This window comes from Streptomyces sp. NPDC055013 (genome assembly GCF_053608645.1).
Genome location: NZ_JBSGVW010000010.1, coordinates 41,168 through 57,107 on the forward strand (window position 1 = coordinate 41,168; position 15,940 = coordinate 57,107).

Annotated in this window: 12 protein-coding genes; 6 read left to right on the forward strand and 6 right to left on the reverse strand. The window is 70.8% G+C overall.

Going from position 1 to position 15,940, the window contains the following annotated elements; genetic code table 11:
* Positions 1-86: 86 nt before the first annotated feature.
* Complete coding sequence (locus ACWGDB_RS15165; RefSeq protein ID WP_453823023.1) at positions 87-809, forward strand: IclR family transcriptional regulator; 723 nt, start codon at positions 87-89, stop codon at positions 807-809.
* Positions 810-875: 66 nt separating this feature from the next.
* The gene (locus tag ACWGDB_RS15170) at positions 876-3,023 is read left to right on the forward strand and encodes an ATP-binding SpoIIE family protein phosphatase (protein WP_453822857.1); all 2,148 of its coding nucleotides are present in this window, start codon (positions 876-878) and stop codon (positions 3,021-3,023) included.
* Positions 3,024-3,031: 8 nt separating this feature from the next.
* Here the strand turns inward: ACWGDB_RS15170 and ACWGDB_RS15175 are convergent, their stop codons facing one another.
* The 3 genes from ACWGDB_RS15175 to ACWGDB_RS15185 all read right to left on the reverse strand — a co-directional run bounded on the left by ACWGDB_RS15175 (position 3,032) and on the right by ACWGDB_RS15185 (position 5,660).
* Positions 3,032-4,081, reverse strand: a complete 1,050-nt coding sequence (locus tag ACWGDB_RS15175) for an amidohydrolase family protein (protein WP_453822858.1) — start codon at positions 4,079-4,081, stop codon at positions 3,032-3,034.
* A 137-nt stretch (positions 4,082-4,218) separates the two neighbouring features.
* Positions 4,219-5,007, reverse strand: coding sequence for a 2-keto-4-pentenoate hydratase (locus ACWGDB_RS15180; protein WP_453822859.1), 789 nt, complete (start codon positions 5,005-5,007; stop codon positions 4,219-4,221).
* Positions 4,998-5,660 (reverse strand): TetR/AcrR family transcriptional regulator, encoded by a 663-nt coding sequence (locus ACWGDB_RS15185; RefSeq protein WP_453822860.1) that lies wholly within the window; start codon positions 5,658-5,660, stop codon positions 4,998-5,000. The genes ACWGDB_RS15180 and ACWGDB_RS15185 overlap by 10 nt, the downstream gene beginning before the upstream one ends.
* A 127-nt stretch (positions 5,661-5,787) precedes the next feature.
* Between ACWGDB_RS15185 and ACWGDB_RS15190 the strand changes: the two genes are divergently transcribed.
* Genes ACWGDB_RS15190 through ACWGDB_RS15200 form a run of 3 tightly spaced genes read left to right on the forward strand, consistent with a single transcriptional unit; the run spans position 5,788 to position 9,307 of the window.
* Complete coding sequence (locus ACWGDB_RS15190) at positions 5,788-7,419, forward strand: bifunctional 3-(3-hydroxy-phenyl)propionate/3-hydroxycinnamic acid hydroxylase (protein WP_453822861.1); 1,632 nt, start codon at positions 5,788-5,790, stop codon at positions 7,417-7,419.
* Positions 7,416-8,288 carry an alpha/beta fold hydrolase gene (locus ACWGDB_RS15195; RefSeq protein ID WP_427839501.1) on the forward strand — a complete coding sequence of 291 codons (873 nt, stop codon included), beginning with the start codon at positions 7,416-7,418 and terminating at the stop codon, positions 8,286-8,288. The genes ACWGDB_RS15190 and ACWGDB_RS15195 overlap by 4 nt, the downstream gene beginning before the upstream one ends.
* Entirely contained in the window at positions 8,285-9,307 is a 1,023-nt protein-coding gene (locus ACWGDB_RS15200) for a VOC family protein (protein WP_453822862.1), read from the forward strand. The genes ACWGDB_RS15195 and ACWGDB_RS15200 overlap by 4 nt, the downstream gene beginning before the upstream one ends.
* A 62-nt stretch (positions 9,308-9,369) precedes the next feature.
* On the opposite strand, the gene ACWGDB_RS15205 is transcribed toward ACWGDB_RS15200, so the two are convergent.
* The 3 genes from ACWGDB_RS15205 to argG all read right to left on the reverse strand — a co-directional run bounded on the left by ACWGDB_RS15205 (position 9,370) and on the right by argG (position 12,760).
* Entirely contained in the window at positions 9,370-10,899 is a 1,530-nt protein-coding gene (locus tag ACWGDB_RS15205; RefSeq protein ID WP_453822863.1) for a helix-turn-helix domain-containing protein, read from the reverse strand.
* A 65-nt stretch (positions 10,900-10,964) separates the two neighbouring features.
* The gene (locus ACWGDB_RS15210) at positions 10,965-11,162 is read right to left on the reverse strand and encodes a DUF4236 domain-containing protein (RefSeq protein WP_383604439.1); all 198 of its coding nucleotides are present in this window, start codon (positions 11,160-11,162) and stop codon (positions 10,965-10,967) included.
* Positions 11,163-11,314: 152 nt separating this feature from the next.
* Positions 11,315-12,760, reverse strand: a complete 1,446-nt coding sequence (gene argG, locus ACWGDB_RS15215; protein ID WP_453822864.1) for an argininosuccinate synthase — start codon at positions 12,758-12,760, stop codon at positions 11,315-11,317.
* Between the two features lie 282 nt (positions 12,761-13,042).
* Here argG and acnA point away from each other — a divergent pair, with 282 nt between their 5' ends.
* Positions 13,043-15,760: an aconitate hydratase AcnA gene (gene acnA / locus ACWGDB_RS15220; protein ID WP_453822865.1), complete on the forward strand. Its 2,718-nt coding sequence runs from the start codon at positions 13,043-13,045 to the stop codon at positions 15,758-15,760.
* The last annotated feature ends 180 nt before the right edge of the window (positions 15,761-15,940 follow it).

The following is a 15,940-nucleotide window of genomic DNA, read 5'->3' on the forward strand; positions in this document are numbered from 1 at the left end:
CCACAGCCGGTCGCCACCGATATAGACACGCCCCGCCGCCAAGCGACAAACTTTGTTCCGTGACGCGGAACAGTGCGAGCGGCAGCATGCTGGAGAAGGCCGCGATGATCCTGGAGTGCTTCAGTCCGAGCGGTGGACCGTACCGCCTGTCGGAACTTTCGGAGCGCACCGGTCTGCCCAAGCCCACGGTGCACCGGCTGGCCGCGGACCTCGTCCGGCTGGGCTGGCTGGAGCGCTCGGGGCCCCAGTACCGGCTCGGGGCCAAGCTCTTCGAGCTCGGCTCGCTGGTGCCGCACCGGCTCGATCTGCGCGAGGCGGCCCTCCCGTTCCTCCAGGACCTGTTCGAGGCCACTCGCGAGACCGTCCACCTCGGGGTGCGGGAGGGCATGGACGTCGTCTATCTCGAACGCATCCACGGCCACGAGGCACTCCGGCTGCCTTCCCGCATCGGCGGCAGCCTTCCGCTGACCTGCACCGGCGTCGGCAAGGCCCTGCTGGCCTTCTCCGGCGCCGAACTGACCGACGAGGTGCTGTCCCGGCCGCTGCCGAGCCTCACGCCGCACTCCATCACCGACCCGAACCGGCTGCGCACGGCCCTGGAGAAGATCCAGGTCTCCGGCCTGGCCTACGAGGAACAGGAGGCCGCCCTCGGCGTGGCCTGCATCGCGGCTCCCGTCTTCGCCGGCGGCACCACGGTCGCCGCCCTCTCGGTCGCGGTGCCGCGCTCCCGGTTCAGCCCCGCCCAGTTGGCGCCCGCCGTACGGACCGCCGCGCTGGGACTGTCCCGGGTGCTGCGCGGGGGCGGCTGACGGCGGCCGGCACCCGTCCCGCCGTACGGACTGAGGCGCCCGCGTGAGCGGCGTAACGTCGTGTGTGTGGAGCCCACGGCCGACGGTCTACTCTCGCGTGCGGCGCGCGAGCTCGGTGCGCGAGCGAGCGAGCTCACAGCCGACGTGCAGCGGCGCCTGCTGCGCGAACTCCCCGCGCTGTGGGAGGACCCGTACGTGGCCCGGATGGCCGGCGAGAACGTCGCCGAGCACATCGGCGCGGCCCTGTTCGGCCTGGAGCACGCCATCGAGCCGAAGCTGATCGAACTGCCGGCCGCCGACGTGGATCGCGCGCAGATACTCGCCCGGCACGGCATACCGCTGAGCGAGATGCTGCGCGCCCTCCGGCTCTCGGAGGAGATCGTCTTCGACCGGCTGCTCACGGAGCTGTCCCGGCTCAGCGACGACGCCGAACAGGTCAGCGAGGCGGCCCGGGAGCTGAACGCCATGTCGACGACGTACGTGGACCGGGTCTCGGAGCAGGCCGTCGCGACCTTCCAGGAGCAGCGGGACCGGCGGCTGCGGTGGCGGTCGGCGATGGTGAACGAGGCGAGCATGCGCATCGGCACCACCCTCGACATCGCCCGCACCACGCAGGAGCTGGCGGACCTCGCCAGCGACCACTTCGCCGACGTCGTCACCGTCGACCTGCTCGACGCCGTGCTGCGAGGACAGGACGCCGTGGACAAGGGCCCGCCCGTGCTGCGCCGGATGGCCCGCGGACCCGCGGACGCGGCCGATCCGGAGACGGCGATCGCACCGCAGCAGCTCCACATCCCGGCAGACGGCTCGCCGGCGGCGGACGCCCTGGCCGGTGGACGTCCGTCCCGGCACCAGCACGGCAGGAACCGGGGCATTCCGCGAGCCCACTCGACCCTCGTCGTCCCGCTGCGCGCCCGCGGCACCACGCTGGGCGTCGCCGAGTTCCACCGCCTCGGCAACACCGCCCGCTACGACGACGAGGACCTGGTCCTCGCCCAGGAGATCGCCGCGAGGGCCGCCGTCGCCGTCGACAACGCCCGCCGCTACACCCACGCCCGCGCCACCGCCGTCACCCTCCAGCGCAGCCTCCTTCCCCAGGAGACGCCCGAGCAGTCGGCCGTGGACGTCGCCTACCGGTACCTGCCGGCCGGCTCCGACTCCGGCGTGGGCGGGGACTGGTACGACGTCATCCCGCTGTCCGGCGCGCGGGTGGCCCTCGTGGTGGGGGACGTGGTGGGCCACGGCATCCGCGCCGCCGTCACGATGGGCCTGCTGCGGACCGCCGTACGCACCCTGGCCGACATCGATCTGCCGCCCGACGAGCTCCTCACCCACCTGAACGACGTCGTCGTGCGCGTGACCACCGAAGGGTCCACGGACCCCGACGCGGAGCCCGACGCCGATGTCGGCGGAGACAACGGCGCCACCTGCCTCTACGCCGTCTACGACCCCGTCTCCCGCCGCTGCACCCTGGCCCGCGCGGGGGACGTGCCCCCGGCCGTGGTGGTCCGGGACGGCACCGCGGAGCTGCTGGACGTGCCGCCCGGCCCGCCGCTCGGTCTGGGCGGGCTGCCCTTCGAGACGGTGGAGGTCGACCTGCCCGAGGGCAGCCTGATCGCCCTGTGCACCGACGGGCTGATCCGAGCCCGCGACCACGACGCCGACGCGGGGCTCACCGCGCTGCGCCAGATCCTCGCCCGGCCGGCGACCTCCCTGGAAGCGACCTGCGACACCGTGCTGGAAGCCCTGCTGCCCTCCCGGCCGGACGACGACATCGCCCTGCTTCTCGCCCGCACCCGCGCGCTCGGGACCGACCGGGTCGCCACCTGGGACCTGGAAGCCGACCCGGCCGTGGTGGCCCGCGCGCGCTCCGACGTCTCCCGCCAACTGACGGCCTGGGGGCTGGAGAACCTCGAATTCACCGCGGAACTGGTGGTCAGCGAACTCGTCACCAACGCCATCCGCTATGGCCGTTCCCCGATCAGTCTGCGCCTCATCCACGACCGCACCCTCCTGTGCGAGGTCTCCGACGCCAGCAGCACCACCCCGCACCTGCGCCGGGCCCGCGTCCTCGACGAGGGCGGGCGGGGTCTGCTGCTGGTCGCGCAGCTCGCCGGGCAGTGGGGGACGCGTCATGCCCGGCGTGGCAAGACGGTCTGGGCCGAGCTGAACGAGACGACCGAGTTCCCGGCGTTCGATCTGGACATCGTGTAGTCGGGCGCTCAGTCGGTGCCGGGCTGGACCAGCTTGAAGACGAGGCGGGCGGCGGCTCGCCGTGCGGACAGGCGCAGGCGGGCCGGCAGGGGGCGGGGCCGGGTCGGGGCGGGGGTGCCGCCGGCCAGGCGGGGGAACAGTGCCTCGGCATTGGTGCGGTTGACCGCGGCGAGGGTGCCGGGGTCGACGCCGGCGTCGAGGCCGGCTGCGAAGTACTGGCCCGCGGGTGCCGGCGCGAACGGCCAGTCGCTGCCGAACAGGACGTGTCCGGGACGCGCGAAGGCCAGCAGGGTGGGCAGGGCGGCGGGGCTGGAGGACAGCGCGGTGTCGAAGTAGAAGCCGCGGAAGTCGTCCAGGATGTCGCGGGGGCTGCGTCCGGTGTCACTGGCGAGGGCGACGGCCATGCGGTGGGAGGCGTACGGCAGGAAGCCGCCGGCGTGGCTCAGCACGAACCGGATGTTCGGGTGGCGGCGCGGGATGCCGTTGCGTACGAGGAGGTGGGCGGCGCGGGTGGTGTCGAGGAGGAAGTCGGCGGCGAACGGGGGAATGCCGTCGACGGCGGGGGCGGGGAGGTCGGCCGGGTGGACGAACACGACGGCACCGTGCTCGTCGAGGACCCGCCACAGGGGCTCTTGGCCCTCGCTTCCCAGGTAGGAGCCCCGGTTGTTGGCGAGCAGGGTGACCCCGTCGGCGCCCAGCTCGGCCAGAGCCCGCTCGGCCTCCCTCGCCGCCGCTTCGACGTCGGGCATGGGCAGGGTGGCGAACCAGCCGAGGCGGGTGGGGTGTTCGGCGACGACGCCGGCGGAGAAGTCGTTGAGCCGCCGGGCCAGGCCCGCCGCCTCGTCGGGGTCGGTGAGGAAGCCGGTGCCGGGGGTCGACACGGAGAGGAGCGCCGTCTCGGTGCCCAGCAGGTCCATCGCCTCCAGCGCGGCATCGGCGCTCCAGCCGGGAAGGGCACGGCCGCCCGCCTCGGTGATACCGGCGTGGGCGAGGGCGTCGCGGTAGAGGGGCGGAACGAGGTGCTGGTGGACGTCGATCCGGCGGGGTGCGGTGGTCATGGGCGGCTCTCTCGGCGTTCTCGGGGAGCGGGTCGGTTTCACAAGCGGTCTGTTTCACAAGAGGTCTGTGCCACAGACGGTCTCTGCACGGAAATGGACGAATACCTCGGCCGTCCAAGGAAGTTCCACGGCCGCCCTCACACGAAGGTCACCGACACCGGCCCCAGGCCGTCGAACCGCGCCTCGATCTTCTGGCCGGCCCTGACGAAGGGGGCGGTGGTCATGGCGCCGGGCAGCACGACATGGCCGGGTTCCAGAGCGGCGCCGAACGCGGCGAGCGCGTTGGCCAGCCAGGCGACCGCCGCCGCGGGGTGGCCCAGCACCGCGCGCCCGCTGCCCGACCCGGCGAACTCGCCGTCCACGATCAGGTCGGCGGTGACGGCGGCGAGGTCGGGCACGTCCCGGACCGGGATCCAGGGGCCGCGGACGAGGCCGGCGGAGGAGGCGTTGTCGGCGACCGTGTCGACCAGGGTGATCCGCCAGTCCCGGATCCGGCTGTCGACGATCTCCAGCGCGGGCGCGACGGCATCGGTCGCCCTGAGCACGTCCTCGACCGTGACGCCGGGCCCGGACAGCCGCTCGGTGAGGTGGAAGCAGATCTCCGGTTCGATCCGGGGCCGGCAGTAGTGCGCGGCGAAGACCGGCGCACCGTCACGGTGGACCATGTCGTCCAGCAGATGCCCGAAGTCGGGTTCGTCGACGCCGAGCAGCCGCCGCATGGCCGGGGACGTCAGGCCGACCTTGTGCCCGATGACCGTCGCTCCGTCGGCCAGCCGCCAGGAGACATTGTCGCGCTGGACGGCGTAGGCGTCCGCCAGGTCGAGGCCGGGCAGCCGGGCGGACAACGGGTCGATCGGCACCGCATGGTGCTCCGCCTCCCGCAGCATCCGGGCGGCCTCCTCGCGCTGGACGTAGGTCAGGCCCATCCCTCGCTCCTCCCCGCCATCCGGACCGCGGCGTCGTGGACGAGCCGCGCGTGCAGCTCGAACATCGCCACCAGGTCGACGCTGTCGCCCGCCACCTCGCGTTGCACGAACAGCCCGTCGGCACAGGCCACGGAGTAGGTGGTCAGGATGCGGACGGCGTCCTCGTCCAGGGCCGGGAAGAGGGTGCCGATCATGTCCGATGTCCGCTGCCGGGAGAGGTCACGGACCTGGAGGAACACGGTGCGTCCCCGGCGCTCGTCAGGCCGCCGCTCCAGGGCGAGCATCAGGCCGAGACGCAGGAAGTCGGGGGCGTCGACCAGGGACTTCGCCACGTTCGCCGCCATCGCCACGACCCGCTCCAATGGTGTGCCGGCGTCCTCGACGGGCAGTTCGACGGCCGCCAGCCAGGCCGTGAAGCTGCGCTCGATGACCGCCGCGATCAGGTCGTCCTTGTCCTTGAAGTGCCAGTAGATCGAGCTCGCGGGCAGCCCGCACCGGGCGCTGACCGTCGCGATCGACGTGCCCTCGTACCCGCGCTCGCCCGCGATCTCGACGGCGGCGTCGAGGATGCGCTGTCGCGACTCCAGCCCGTTCGCACGCTTCTTGCGCGCCGCCTGCGGGCCGGTGTTCGACCTGGTCTGCGGCCTGGTCATGGGAGACGCCTTTCCCGTCGTGCCGGCACTTGACCGTCCCGGACGCCGAGCTTACCGTAGCGGTCATTCCAATTGGAGTAAACGCTACAACAAAGAGCCGCGACAGGGACGACAGTGAGGTGGCCTGGTGAGTGGAATCAGTGCCGGGAGCAGGGCCGAGGACAGAGCCGACCACGACACGTACGACGTGGCGGTGATCGGGTACGGGCCGACGGGGGTGACCGCCGCGAACCTGCTGGGCGCGGCCGGCCTGCGGGTCGTCGTGCTGGAGCGGGACGCCGAGATCTACTCCCGGGCCCGGGCGATCTCCACCGACGAGGAGGTCCTGCGGATCTGGCAGCGCGCCGGCCTGGCCGAGCGACTGAAGCCGGACATGCTGGCAGACCGGCCGCTGGACTTCGTCGACGCGCGGGGCCGCACGATTCTCAGCGCGCACCCCACGCCGCGGGGCCACGGTCACCCGCCGCAGATGTTCATCTACCAGCCCGCGCTGGAGCAGGTCCTGCGGGACGGCGTCGACCGCTACCCCAACGTCGAGGTGCTGCTGCGGCACGAGTGCCTGCGGCTGCGCCAGTGCGCGGACGGCGCCGCGGTGGAGCTGACGGTGGCGGGAACCGCCGACGACTCCGTACGGCGGCTGCGTGCCAGGTACGTCATCGCGGCCGACGGCGGCTCCAGCCTCACCCGCGCACAGCTCAATGTGGGCTACGAGGGGCGGACGTACGAGGACCGCTGGGTCGTCATCGACACGAAGATGATCGAGCCGTGGCCGGACCACGACCGGCTGCGGTTCCGCTGCGACGCGGGCCGCCCGGCGGTGGACTGTCCGACCCCGCTGGGGCACCACCGGTGGGAGTTCCCGATCCTGCCGGGCGACGACGAGGAGTACCTGACCAGCGACGAGGCGATTCACGCGCTGGTGTCCCGGTACGGGATCGGCGAGCACCAGATCAAGATCCTGCGGGCCACCGTCTACAGCCACCACGTCCGCTTCGCCGCCCGCTTCCGGGTGGGCCGGGTCTTCCTCGCCGGTGACGCGGCCCACGCGATGCCGCCGTGGATCGGCCAGGGCATGGCGGCCGGGGTGCGTGACGTGGCCAACCTGTGCTGGAAGCTCGACGCCGTGGTGCGCGGCGAGTTGCCCGAATCGGTGCTCGACAGCTACGAGACGGAACGCAAGCCGCACGTCAAGGAGATCACCAAGCGGGCGGTGTTCGTCGGCCGGATCATCACCGAACGGCGGCTCGCGGTCACCCGGGTCCGGGACTCCGTGCTTCCGCTCCTGAACCGCCTCCCCGGCTTCGCCCGCCTCCTCCAGGACTCCAACTGGATCCCCGCCGCCCACTACGCCGAGGGCCTGCAGGCCCGGCCCCGCACCAAGGCCGCCGGGCACCAGATACCCCAGCCCTGGGTGACCGCCCCCGACGGCGCACGTGTCCGCCTGGACGACGTACTCGCCGGCCGCTGGCTGCTCCTGCACGCCGGACCGCCCACCCCGCAGCCCGCGTGGGACCGCCGCGGTGTCCCCTCCCTGACCGTCCTGCCGGCCGGCTCCCGTCCGGCGACGGGCGCGGTCGTCGACGACGAGGGCGTGCTGCTGCCCTGGATGACCGAACGCCGCGCCACCACCCTCGCCCTGCGCCCCGACGCCTACGTCTACGCCGCCGCCCCCTCGGCCACCCAGCTCCCGCCGCCCCCGGCCGGGTTCGCACCGGCATCGCGTACGGCCACCTCGACCGCCACCCAAGGAACGCCATGACCACACCCACCGCACCCCCGCCGATGCGGGAACGGCTGCTCGACGTCCACGGCAGGAAGATCTTCGTCGCGGAGACCGGCGACGGCCCGCCCGTCCTGCTGCTGCACGGCGGCGGCCCCGGCGCCTCCGGCGTCTCCAACTACACCCGCAACATCGCCGAACTGGCCGAGGAGTACCGGGTCATCGTCCCCGACCTGCCCGGCTACGGACGCAGCACCAAGGGCGTGGACGGCGCCGACCCGTTCGGGCACCTCGCCGCCGGCATCCGCGGCCTGCTCGACGAACTCGGCCTGGACAAGGCCCACCTGGTCGGCAACTCCTACGGCGGCGCCTGCGCCCTGCGCCTCGCCCTGGACACGCCGGACCGCGTCGCCCGCATGGTCCTGATGGGCCCCGGCGGCATCGGCACCACCCGCGCCCTGCCGACCCCCGGTCTGAGCAGCCTCCTCAACTACTACGCCGGAGAGGGCCCTTCGCGCCCGAAGCTGGAGAAGTTCATCCGCAACCACCTCGTCTTCAACGCCGCCGACGTACCGGACTCCGTGATCGACACCCGCTACGAGGCGAGCATCGACCCGGAGGTGATCGCGGCCCCGCCGCTGCGCCGGCCGTCCGGCCCGAACGCGCTGCGCACGCTGTGGAAGATGGACTTCACCCGCGACGCCCGGCTGTCCCGGCTGCCCGTGCCGACCTTGGTGCTCTGGGGCGCGGCAGACAAGGTCAACCGGCCTTCGGGCGGCCGGATGCTGGCCGATCGCATGCCCAACTGCGATCTGTACGAGGTCGCCAACACCGGGCATTGGGTGCAGTTCGAGCGGGCCGAGCTGTTCAACCGGATCTGCGCCGACTTCCTGGCGGGCCGGCGATGACCACTTACCCGGGGCATGACGCCCCGTCCGTCTTCGGCGCGGTCCACCTCGGCTACCTCGTCGTCGAGACCAACCGCTTCGCCGACTGGCGCCGCTTCGGCGCCGACGCCATCGGCATGCACCTCGACGACCTGGACACCGGCCTGATGCGCTTCCGCATCGACGACCACGAGTGCCGCTTCCTGCTGCGCCGGGGCCCGGCCGAGGATGTCGTCGCCATCGGCTGGCACCTCGACGACCACACCACCTTCGAGCAGATCGAGGCCCGCGTCCGCGCCCACGGCGTCCCCGTCACACAGGGCACCGCCGAGGAGGCGAGGCTGCGCGGCGTCGAACGCCTCCTGCGCTTTCCCGGCCCCAAGGGCATCACCCAGGAGATCTACACCACCCCGGTGATCTCCCCGGAACCCCTGCGGATGCTCGCGTCCGGCTGGGTCACCGGCGACTCCGGCATGGGCCATGTCGCCATCACCTCGACCCGACCGGCCCTGATGCGCGGCTACTTCACCACCGTCCTCGACGCCCGCCTCACCGACTACATCGACGAGACGATCAGCGGCGTCAAGCTCAAGATCCGCTTCCTGCGCGTCAACGAACGCCACCACTCCATCGCCATCGCCGCCGTCCGCGGCCTGCCGATCGACCCGGTCCGCACCCGCGTCCAGCACCTCAACGTCCAGGCGGCCACCCTGGACGACCTCGCCCGCAGCTACGACCGCGTGCACGAACTCGGCTTCGACATGGCCCTGTCCGTGGGACAGCACACCAACGACAAGGAGCTCTCCTACTACGCCCGCACCCCCTCGGGCTTCGAATGGGAGGTCGGCTGGAACCCCGTCGTCATCGACGAGACCACCTGGCAGCCCAGCACCCACCAGGGCATCAGCATCTGGGGCCACACCCCGGTCGGCCGGACCATCGTCGACAAACTCGACCAGTTCCGCCTCGGCGCCCGCTCCTTGGCCCATCCGGAACGGACGGTGCGGGCTCTCAGCGGCAGCGGGGTTCCGGACGACTGACTATGGCGGCGGACGGGGGCGCCGACGTTGTGAGCGCCCGTCCGTCCGGTTCGGACAGCCGCCTAGATGTCCCGGAAGATCTCGATCTGCGCCCCAATCGAGTTCAACCGCTCCGCGAGATCCTCGTAACCCCGGTTGATGACATAGACGTTCCGCAGCACGGACGTGCCCTCCGCCGCCATCATCGCCAGCAGGACGACCACGGCGGGCCGCAGCGCGGGCGGGCACATCATCTCGGCGGCGCGCCAGCGGGTCGGGCCCTCGACCAGGACGCGGTGCGGGTCCAGCAACTGCAGTCGGCCGCCGAGGCGGTTGAGGTCCGTCAGATAGATCGCGCGGTTGTCGTAGACCCAGTCGTGGATCAGCGTCTTGCCCTGCGCGGCGGCGGCGATGGCCGCGAAGAACGGGACGTTGTCGATGTTCAGGCCCGGGAACGGCATCGGGTGGATCTTGTCGATCGGCGCCTCGAGCTTGGAGGGCCGGACGGTGAGGTCCACCAGCCGGGTACGGCCGTTGTCGGCGAAGTACTCGGGCGTACGGTCGTGGTCGAGGCCCATCTCCTCCAGGACCGCCAGCTCGATCTCCAGGAACTCGATGGGGACGCGAGCCACCGTCAGTTCCGACTCCGTCACCACGGCGGCGGCCAGCAGGCTCATCGCCTCGACCGGGTCCTCGGAGGGGGAGTAGTCGACGTCCACGTCGATGTTCGCTACGCCGTGCACCGTGAGCGTCGTCGTGCCGATGCCCTCGACCCGGACGCCCAGCGTCTCCAGGAAGAAGCAGAGGTCCTGGACCATGTAGTTGGACGAGGCGTTGCGGATGACGGTGACGCCGTCGTGCCGGGCGGCGGCCAGCAGGGCGTTCTCGGTCACGGTGTCGCCGCGCTCGGTCAGTACGATCGGCCGGTCGGGACGTACGCCACGGTCCACCACGGCGTGGTACTGGCCCTCGGTCGCCGCGACCTCCAGGCCGAACCGGCGCAGGGCGATCATGTGCGGCTCGATGGTCCGCGTGCCGAGGTCGCAGCCGCCGGCGTACGGCAGCTTGAAGTGGTTCATGCGGTGCAGCAGCGGGCCGAGGAACATGATGATGGAGCGGGTGCGCACGGCCGCCTCGGCGTCGATGGCGCCCATGTCCAGCTCGGCCGGCGGCACGATCTCCAGGTCGACGCCGCCGTTGATCCAACGGGTACGCACACCGATGGAGTTGAGCACCTCCAGAAGGCGGTACACCTCCTCGATGCGGGCGACCCGGCGCAGCACTGTGCGCCCCTTGTTGAGCAGCGAGGCGCACAGCAGGGCCACGCAGGCGTTCTTGCTGGTCTTGACGTCGATGGAACCGGACAGCCGACGTCCGCCGACGACCCTCAGATGCATCGGACCGGCGTAGCCCAGCGACACGATCTCGCTGTCCAGGGCCTCACCGATTCGGGCGATCATCTCAAGGCTGATGTTCTGGTTGCCGCGCTCGATGCGATTGACGGCGCTCTGGGAGGTGCCGAGCGCCTCGGCCAGCTGCGTCTGTGTCCAGCCACGGTGTTGCCGGGCGTCACGGATGAGCCTGCCGATGCGTACGAGGTAGTCGTCTGCCATGAGGTTGAGGCTATCTCAGATATGAGATGGCACATCCCAAGGGGGTCCATTCGGGTGACGTGCCGTCAACGCCTCCTGGCGTTACGGGTGCGACGCCACCCGAAAGGTCCGGGCAAATCCATCGATGTCGTACGACGTCCGGTGCTGCTGTGGGTGCGGCGCGGTCCGTGTTTGCCGCCGGTGGTGATGGACCAGGAGTGCCGGTTGATGTTCAGCCGTACTCCGGGCAGGATCCGAAAACTCTTGCGGAATGTGAGGGGCATGGACGCCTCCGTTCGGGTCGCGATGCGTACCTCTCGGTTACCCCGACTTGGCGAACTGATGGCATGTCGGGACGAGCGGGGAGTGCGGAAGGGCCGGCTCGGCGCACACAGCGCCCAGCCGGCCCTTCCGGTGGTCCGTCCCTCGTGCCCGATCAGTCCGTGCCGGACTCCATCGCGGCGCGGTCCAGCAGTGCGTCCTCCTCGGAGACCTCGCCGCGCGAGGCGATGGCCTCGGCGCCGCCCTCCGGCATGCTGCCGATCAGGCCGGTCGCGGCCGCCTGGGCGGCGCCGACGGCGGGGCTGCCGGTGCCGATCAGGCCGATCCCGGCGTACTGCTCCAGCTTGGCGCGCGAGTCGGCGATGTCGAGGTTGCGCATGGTGAGCTGGCCGATCCGGTCCACCGGGCCGAACGCGGAGTCCTCGGTGCGCTCCATGGACAGCTTGTCCGGGTGGTAGCTGAACGCCGGGCCGGTGGTGTCGAGGATCGAGTAGTCCTCGCCGCGCCGCAGGCGGAGGGTGACCTCGCCGGTGACGGCCGCGCCGACCCACCGCTGCAGCGACTCGCGGATCATCAGCGCCTGCGGGTCCAGCCAGCGGCCCTCGTACATGAGGCGGCCGAGGCGCCGGCCCTCGTTGTGGTACTGGGCGAGGGTGTCCTCGTTGTGGATCGCGTTGACCAGGCGCTCGTACGCGGCGTGCAGCAGGGCCATGCCCGGCGCCTCGTAGATGCCGCGGCTCTTGGCCTCGATGATCCGGTTCTCGATCTGGTCCGACATGCCGAGGCCGTGCCGGCCGCCGATGGCGTTGGCCTCCATCACCAGGTCGACGGGGGAGGCGAACTCCTTGCCGTTGACGGTGACCGGGCGGCCCTGCTCGAAGCCGATCGTCACGTCCTCGGGGGCGATCTCGACCGACGGGTCCCAGAACCGCACACCCATGATGGGCTGGACGGTCTCGATGCCGGTGTCCAGGTGCTCCAGCGTCTTGGCCTCGTGGGTGGCGCCCCAGATGTTGGCGTCGGTGGAGTAGGCCTTCTCCGTGCTGTCGCGGTAGGGCAGCTGGTGTGCGACCAGCCACTCCGACATCTCCTTGCGGCCGCCGAGCTCGGTCACGAAGTCCGCGTCCAGCCAGGGCTTGTAGATCCGCAGGTTGGGGTTGGCGAGCAGGCCGTAGCGGTAGAACCGCTCGATGTCGTTGCCCTTGAAGGTCGAGCCGTCGCCCCAGATCTGGACGTCGTCCTCGAGCATCGCGCGTACGAGCAGGGTGCCGGTGACCGCGCGGCCGAGCGGCGTGGTGTTGAAGTAGGCGCGCCCGCCCGAGCGGATGTGGAACGCGCCGCAGGTCAGCGCGGCCAGCCCCTCCTCGACCAGCGCCGCGCGGCAGTCGACCAGGCGCGCGACCTCGGCGCCGTAGGTCTTCGCGCGGCCGGGCACCGAAGCGATGTCGGGCTCGTCGTACTGGCCGATGTCGGCGGTGTAGGTGCACGGAACGGCGCCCTTGTCGCGCATCCAGGCAACCGCGACCGAAGTGTCGAGGCCGCCGGAGAAGGCGATGCCGACGCGCTCGCCGGTGGGGAGGGAGGTGAGGACCTTGCTCATAGGAAGAGTATGCATCATCTCGCATGGTCATGCAATGGGGGTATGCGGGACCCAGGGAAACCCAAGGAAAGGAGGCATGCCGAAGCCCCGGGCATGACCATCCCGGCCCCATGTACTAGAGTTATCTCGACATCGAGATATCTGCCGAGGTGCACCGCAGCCGCGCGGCGCCACCGGTCTGACGGTAAGGGTTACCTAACTTAGCCTTACCTTAGCGGATCGGCCAAGTAGCCGTGGCGGCAGGATCGTGGTGGTACGCGCACATCAATGAAGGAGACTGTCGTGTCGGCGAACAGCTTCGACGCCCGCAGCACGCTGCAGGTGGGCGACGAGTCGTACGAGATCTTCCGGCTGGACAAGGTCGAGGGCTCCGCGCGCCTCCCCTACAGCCTGAAGGTGCTGCTGGAGAACCTCCTCCGCACCGAGGACGGCGCGAACATCACCGCCGACCACATCCGCGCCCTCGGCAGCTGGGACTCCCAGGCCCAGCCGTCGCAGGAGATCCAGTTCACGCCGGCCCGCGTGATCATGCAGGACTTCACCGGCGTGCCCTGTGTCGTGGACCTCGCCACCATGCGTGAGGCCGTGAAGGAGCTCGGCGGCGACCCCGCGAAGGTCAACCCGCTCTCCCCGGCCGAGCTGGTCATCGACCACTCCGTCATCGCCGACAAGTTCGGCACCAACGACGCCTTCGCGCAGAACGTCGAGCTGGAGTACGGCCGCAACCGCGAGCGCTACCAGTTCCTGCGCTGGGGCCAGACCGCCTTCGACGACTTCAAGGTGGTCCCGCCCGGCACCGGCATCGTCCACCAGGTGAACATCGAGCACCTGGCGCGCACGGTCATGGTCCGCAATGGCCAGGCCTACCCCGACACCCTCGTCGGCACCGACTCGCACACCACCATGGTCAACGGCCTCGGCGTCCTCGGCTGGGGCGTCGGCGGCATCGAGGCCGAGGCCGCGATGCTCGGCCAGCCGGTCTCCATGCTCATCCCGCGCGTCGTCGGCTTCAAGCTGACCGGTGAGCTCAAGCCCGGCACCACCGCCACCGACCTCGTGCTGACCATCACCGAGATGCTCCGCAAGCACGGCGTCGTCGGCAAGTTCGTCGAGTTCTACGGCGAGGGCGTCGCCGCCACCTCGCTGGCCAACCGCGCCACCATCGGCAACATGTCGCCGGAGTTCGGCTCCACCGCCGCGATCTTCCCGATCGACGGCGAGACCCTGAACTACCTCAAGCTCACCGGCCGCTCCGAGCAGCAGGTCGCGCTCGTCGAGGCGTACGCCAAGCAGCAGGGCCTCTGGCTGGACCCGGCCGCCGAGCCGGACTTCTCCGAGAAGCTGGAGCTGGACCTGTCGACGGTCGTCCCGTCGATCGCCGGCCCGAAGCGCCCGCAGGACCGTATCGTCCTGGCCAACGCCGCCCAGCAGTTCTCCCAGGACGTCCTCAACTACGTCGACTCCGTGGACGAGTCCGGCAAGGAGTCCTTCCCGGCCTCCGACGCCCCGGCCGTCGCCCCGAACGGCGCCCCGTCCAACCCGGTCACCGTCACCGCCCCCGACGGCTCGACGTACGAGATCGACCACGGTGCGGTCACGGTCGCGGCCATCACCTCCTGCACCAACACCTCCAACCCGTACGTCATGGTCGCCGCCGCGCTGGTGGCCAAGAAGGCGGTCGAGAAGGGCCTGACCCGCAAGCCGTGGGTCAAGACCACCCTCGCCCCGGGTTCGAAGGTCGTCACCGACTACTTCGACAAGGCGGGCCTGACCCCGTACCTCGACAAGGTCGGCTTCAACCTCGTCGGCTACGGCTGCACCACCTGCATCGGCAACTCCGGCCCGCTGCCGGAGGAGGTCTCCAAGGCCGTCAACGACCACGACCTCGCGGTCACCTCGGTCCTCTCCGGCAACCGGAACTTCGAGGGCCGTATCAACCCCGACGTCAAGATGAACTACCTGGCCTCCCCGCCGCTGGTCGTCGCGTACGCCCTCGCCGGCTCCATGAAGGTGGACATCACCAAGGACGCGCTCGGTGTCGACCAGGACGGCAAGCCGGTCTACCTCACCGACATCTGGCCGACCGAGGCCGAGGTCAACGACGTCGTGGCCAACGCCATCGGCGAGGACATGTTCAACAAGTCCTACCAGGACGTCTTCGCGGGCGACGCCCAGTGGCAGGCCCTGCCGATCCCGACCGGCAACACCTTCGAGTGGGACGCGCAGTCGACGTACGTCCGCAAGCCCCCGTACTTCGAGGGCATGACGATGGAGACCACCCCGGTCTCCGACATCACGGGCGCCCGCGTCCTGGCCAAGCTGGGCGACTCGGTCACCACCGACCACATCTCCCCGGCCGGTGCCATCAAGGCCGACACCCCGGCCGGCAAGTACCTCACCGAGCACGGTGTGGAGCGTCGTGACTTCAACTCCTACGGCTCGCGCCGGGGCAACCACGAGGTCATGATCCGCGGCACGTTCGCCAACATCCGCCTGCGCAACCAGCTCGCGCCGGGCACCGAGGGCGGCTACACCCGCGACTTCACCCAGGCGGACGGGCCGGTCAGCTTCATCTACGACGCCTCCCGCAACTACATCGAGCAGGGCACCCCGCTCGTCATCCTGGGCGGCAAGGAGTACGGCTCCGGCTCGTCCCGCGACTGGGCCGCCAAGGGCACCGCGCTGCTCGGCGTCAAGGCCGTCATCACCGAGTCGTACGAGCGCATCCACCGCTCGAACCTCATCGGCATGGGCGTCCTGCCGCTCCAGTTCCCGGAGGGCCAGTCCGCCGGGACGCTCGGCCTGACCGGCGAGGAGACCTTCTCCTTCACCGGCGTCGAGGAGCTCAACAACGGCACCACGCCGCGCACGGTCAAGGTCACCACCGACACGGGCATCGAGTTCGACGCGGTCGTCCGCATCGACACCCCCGGTGAGGCCGACTACTACCGCAACGGCGGCATCATGCAGTACGTGCTGCGCTCCCTGATCCGCAAGTAAGCGATCGGGCAAGAGCGCAGGCAAGCGGTACGGCAGGGCAGTTGAGAACCCTGTGGAGGGCCGCATCCCCGGCGACGGGGGTGCGGCCCTTCGCCATGCCCGCGCCGGGAAACCCCAGGTCATCACCCACCCTCAGGTGGAACACAGCGTTCCCTCAGCGGACCGGGACACGATCCGGAC

Coding starts and splice junctions, on each gene's coding strand:
- ACWGDB_RS15175 (WP_453822858.1), bottom strand. CDS start 4,081: ATGACCACCGCACCCCGCCGGATCGACGTCCACCAGCACCTCGTTCCG.
- ACWGDB_RS15165 (WP_453823023.1), top strand. CDS start 87: ATGCTGGAGAAGGCCGCGATGATCCTGGAGTGCTTCAGTCCGAGCGGT.
- ACWGDB_RS15200 (WP_453822862.1), top strand. CDS start 8,285: ATGACCACTTACCCGGGGCATGACGCCCCGTCCGTCTTCGGCGCGGTC.
- ACWGDB_RS15210 (WP_383604439.1), bottom strand. CDS start 11,162: ATGCCCCTCACATTCCGCAAGAGTTTTCGGATCCTGCCCGGAGTACGG.
- ACWGDB_RS15185 (WP_453822860.1), bottom strand. CDS start 5,660: ATGACCAGGCCGCAGACCAGGTCGAACACCGGCCCGCAGGCGGCGCGC.
- ACWGDB_RS15205 (WP_453822863.1), bottom strand. CDS start 10,899: ATGGCAGACGACTACCTCGTACGCATCGGCAGGCTCATCCGTGACGCC.
- argG (WP_453822864.1), bottom strand. CDS start 12,760: ATGAGCAAGGTCCTCACCTCCCTCCCCACCGGCGAGCGCGTCGGCATC.
- ACWGDB_RS15195 (WP_427839501.1), top strand. CDS start 7,416: ATGACCACACCCACCGCACCCCCGCCGATGCGGGAACGGCTGCTCGAC.
- ACWGDB_RS15180 (WP_453822859.1), bottom strand. CDS start 5,007: ATGGGCCTGACCTACGTCCAGCGCGAGGAGGCCGCCCGGATGCTGCGG.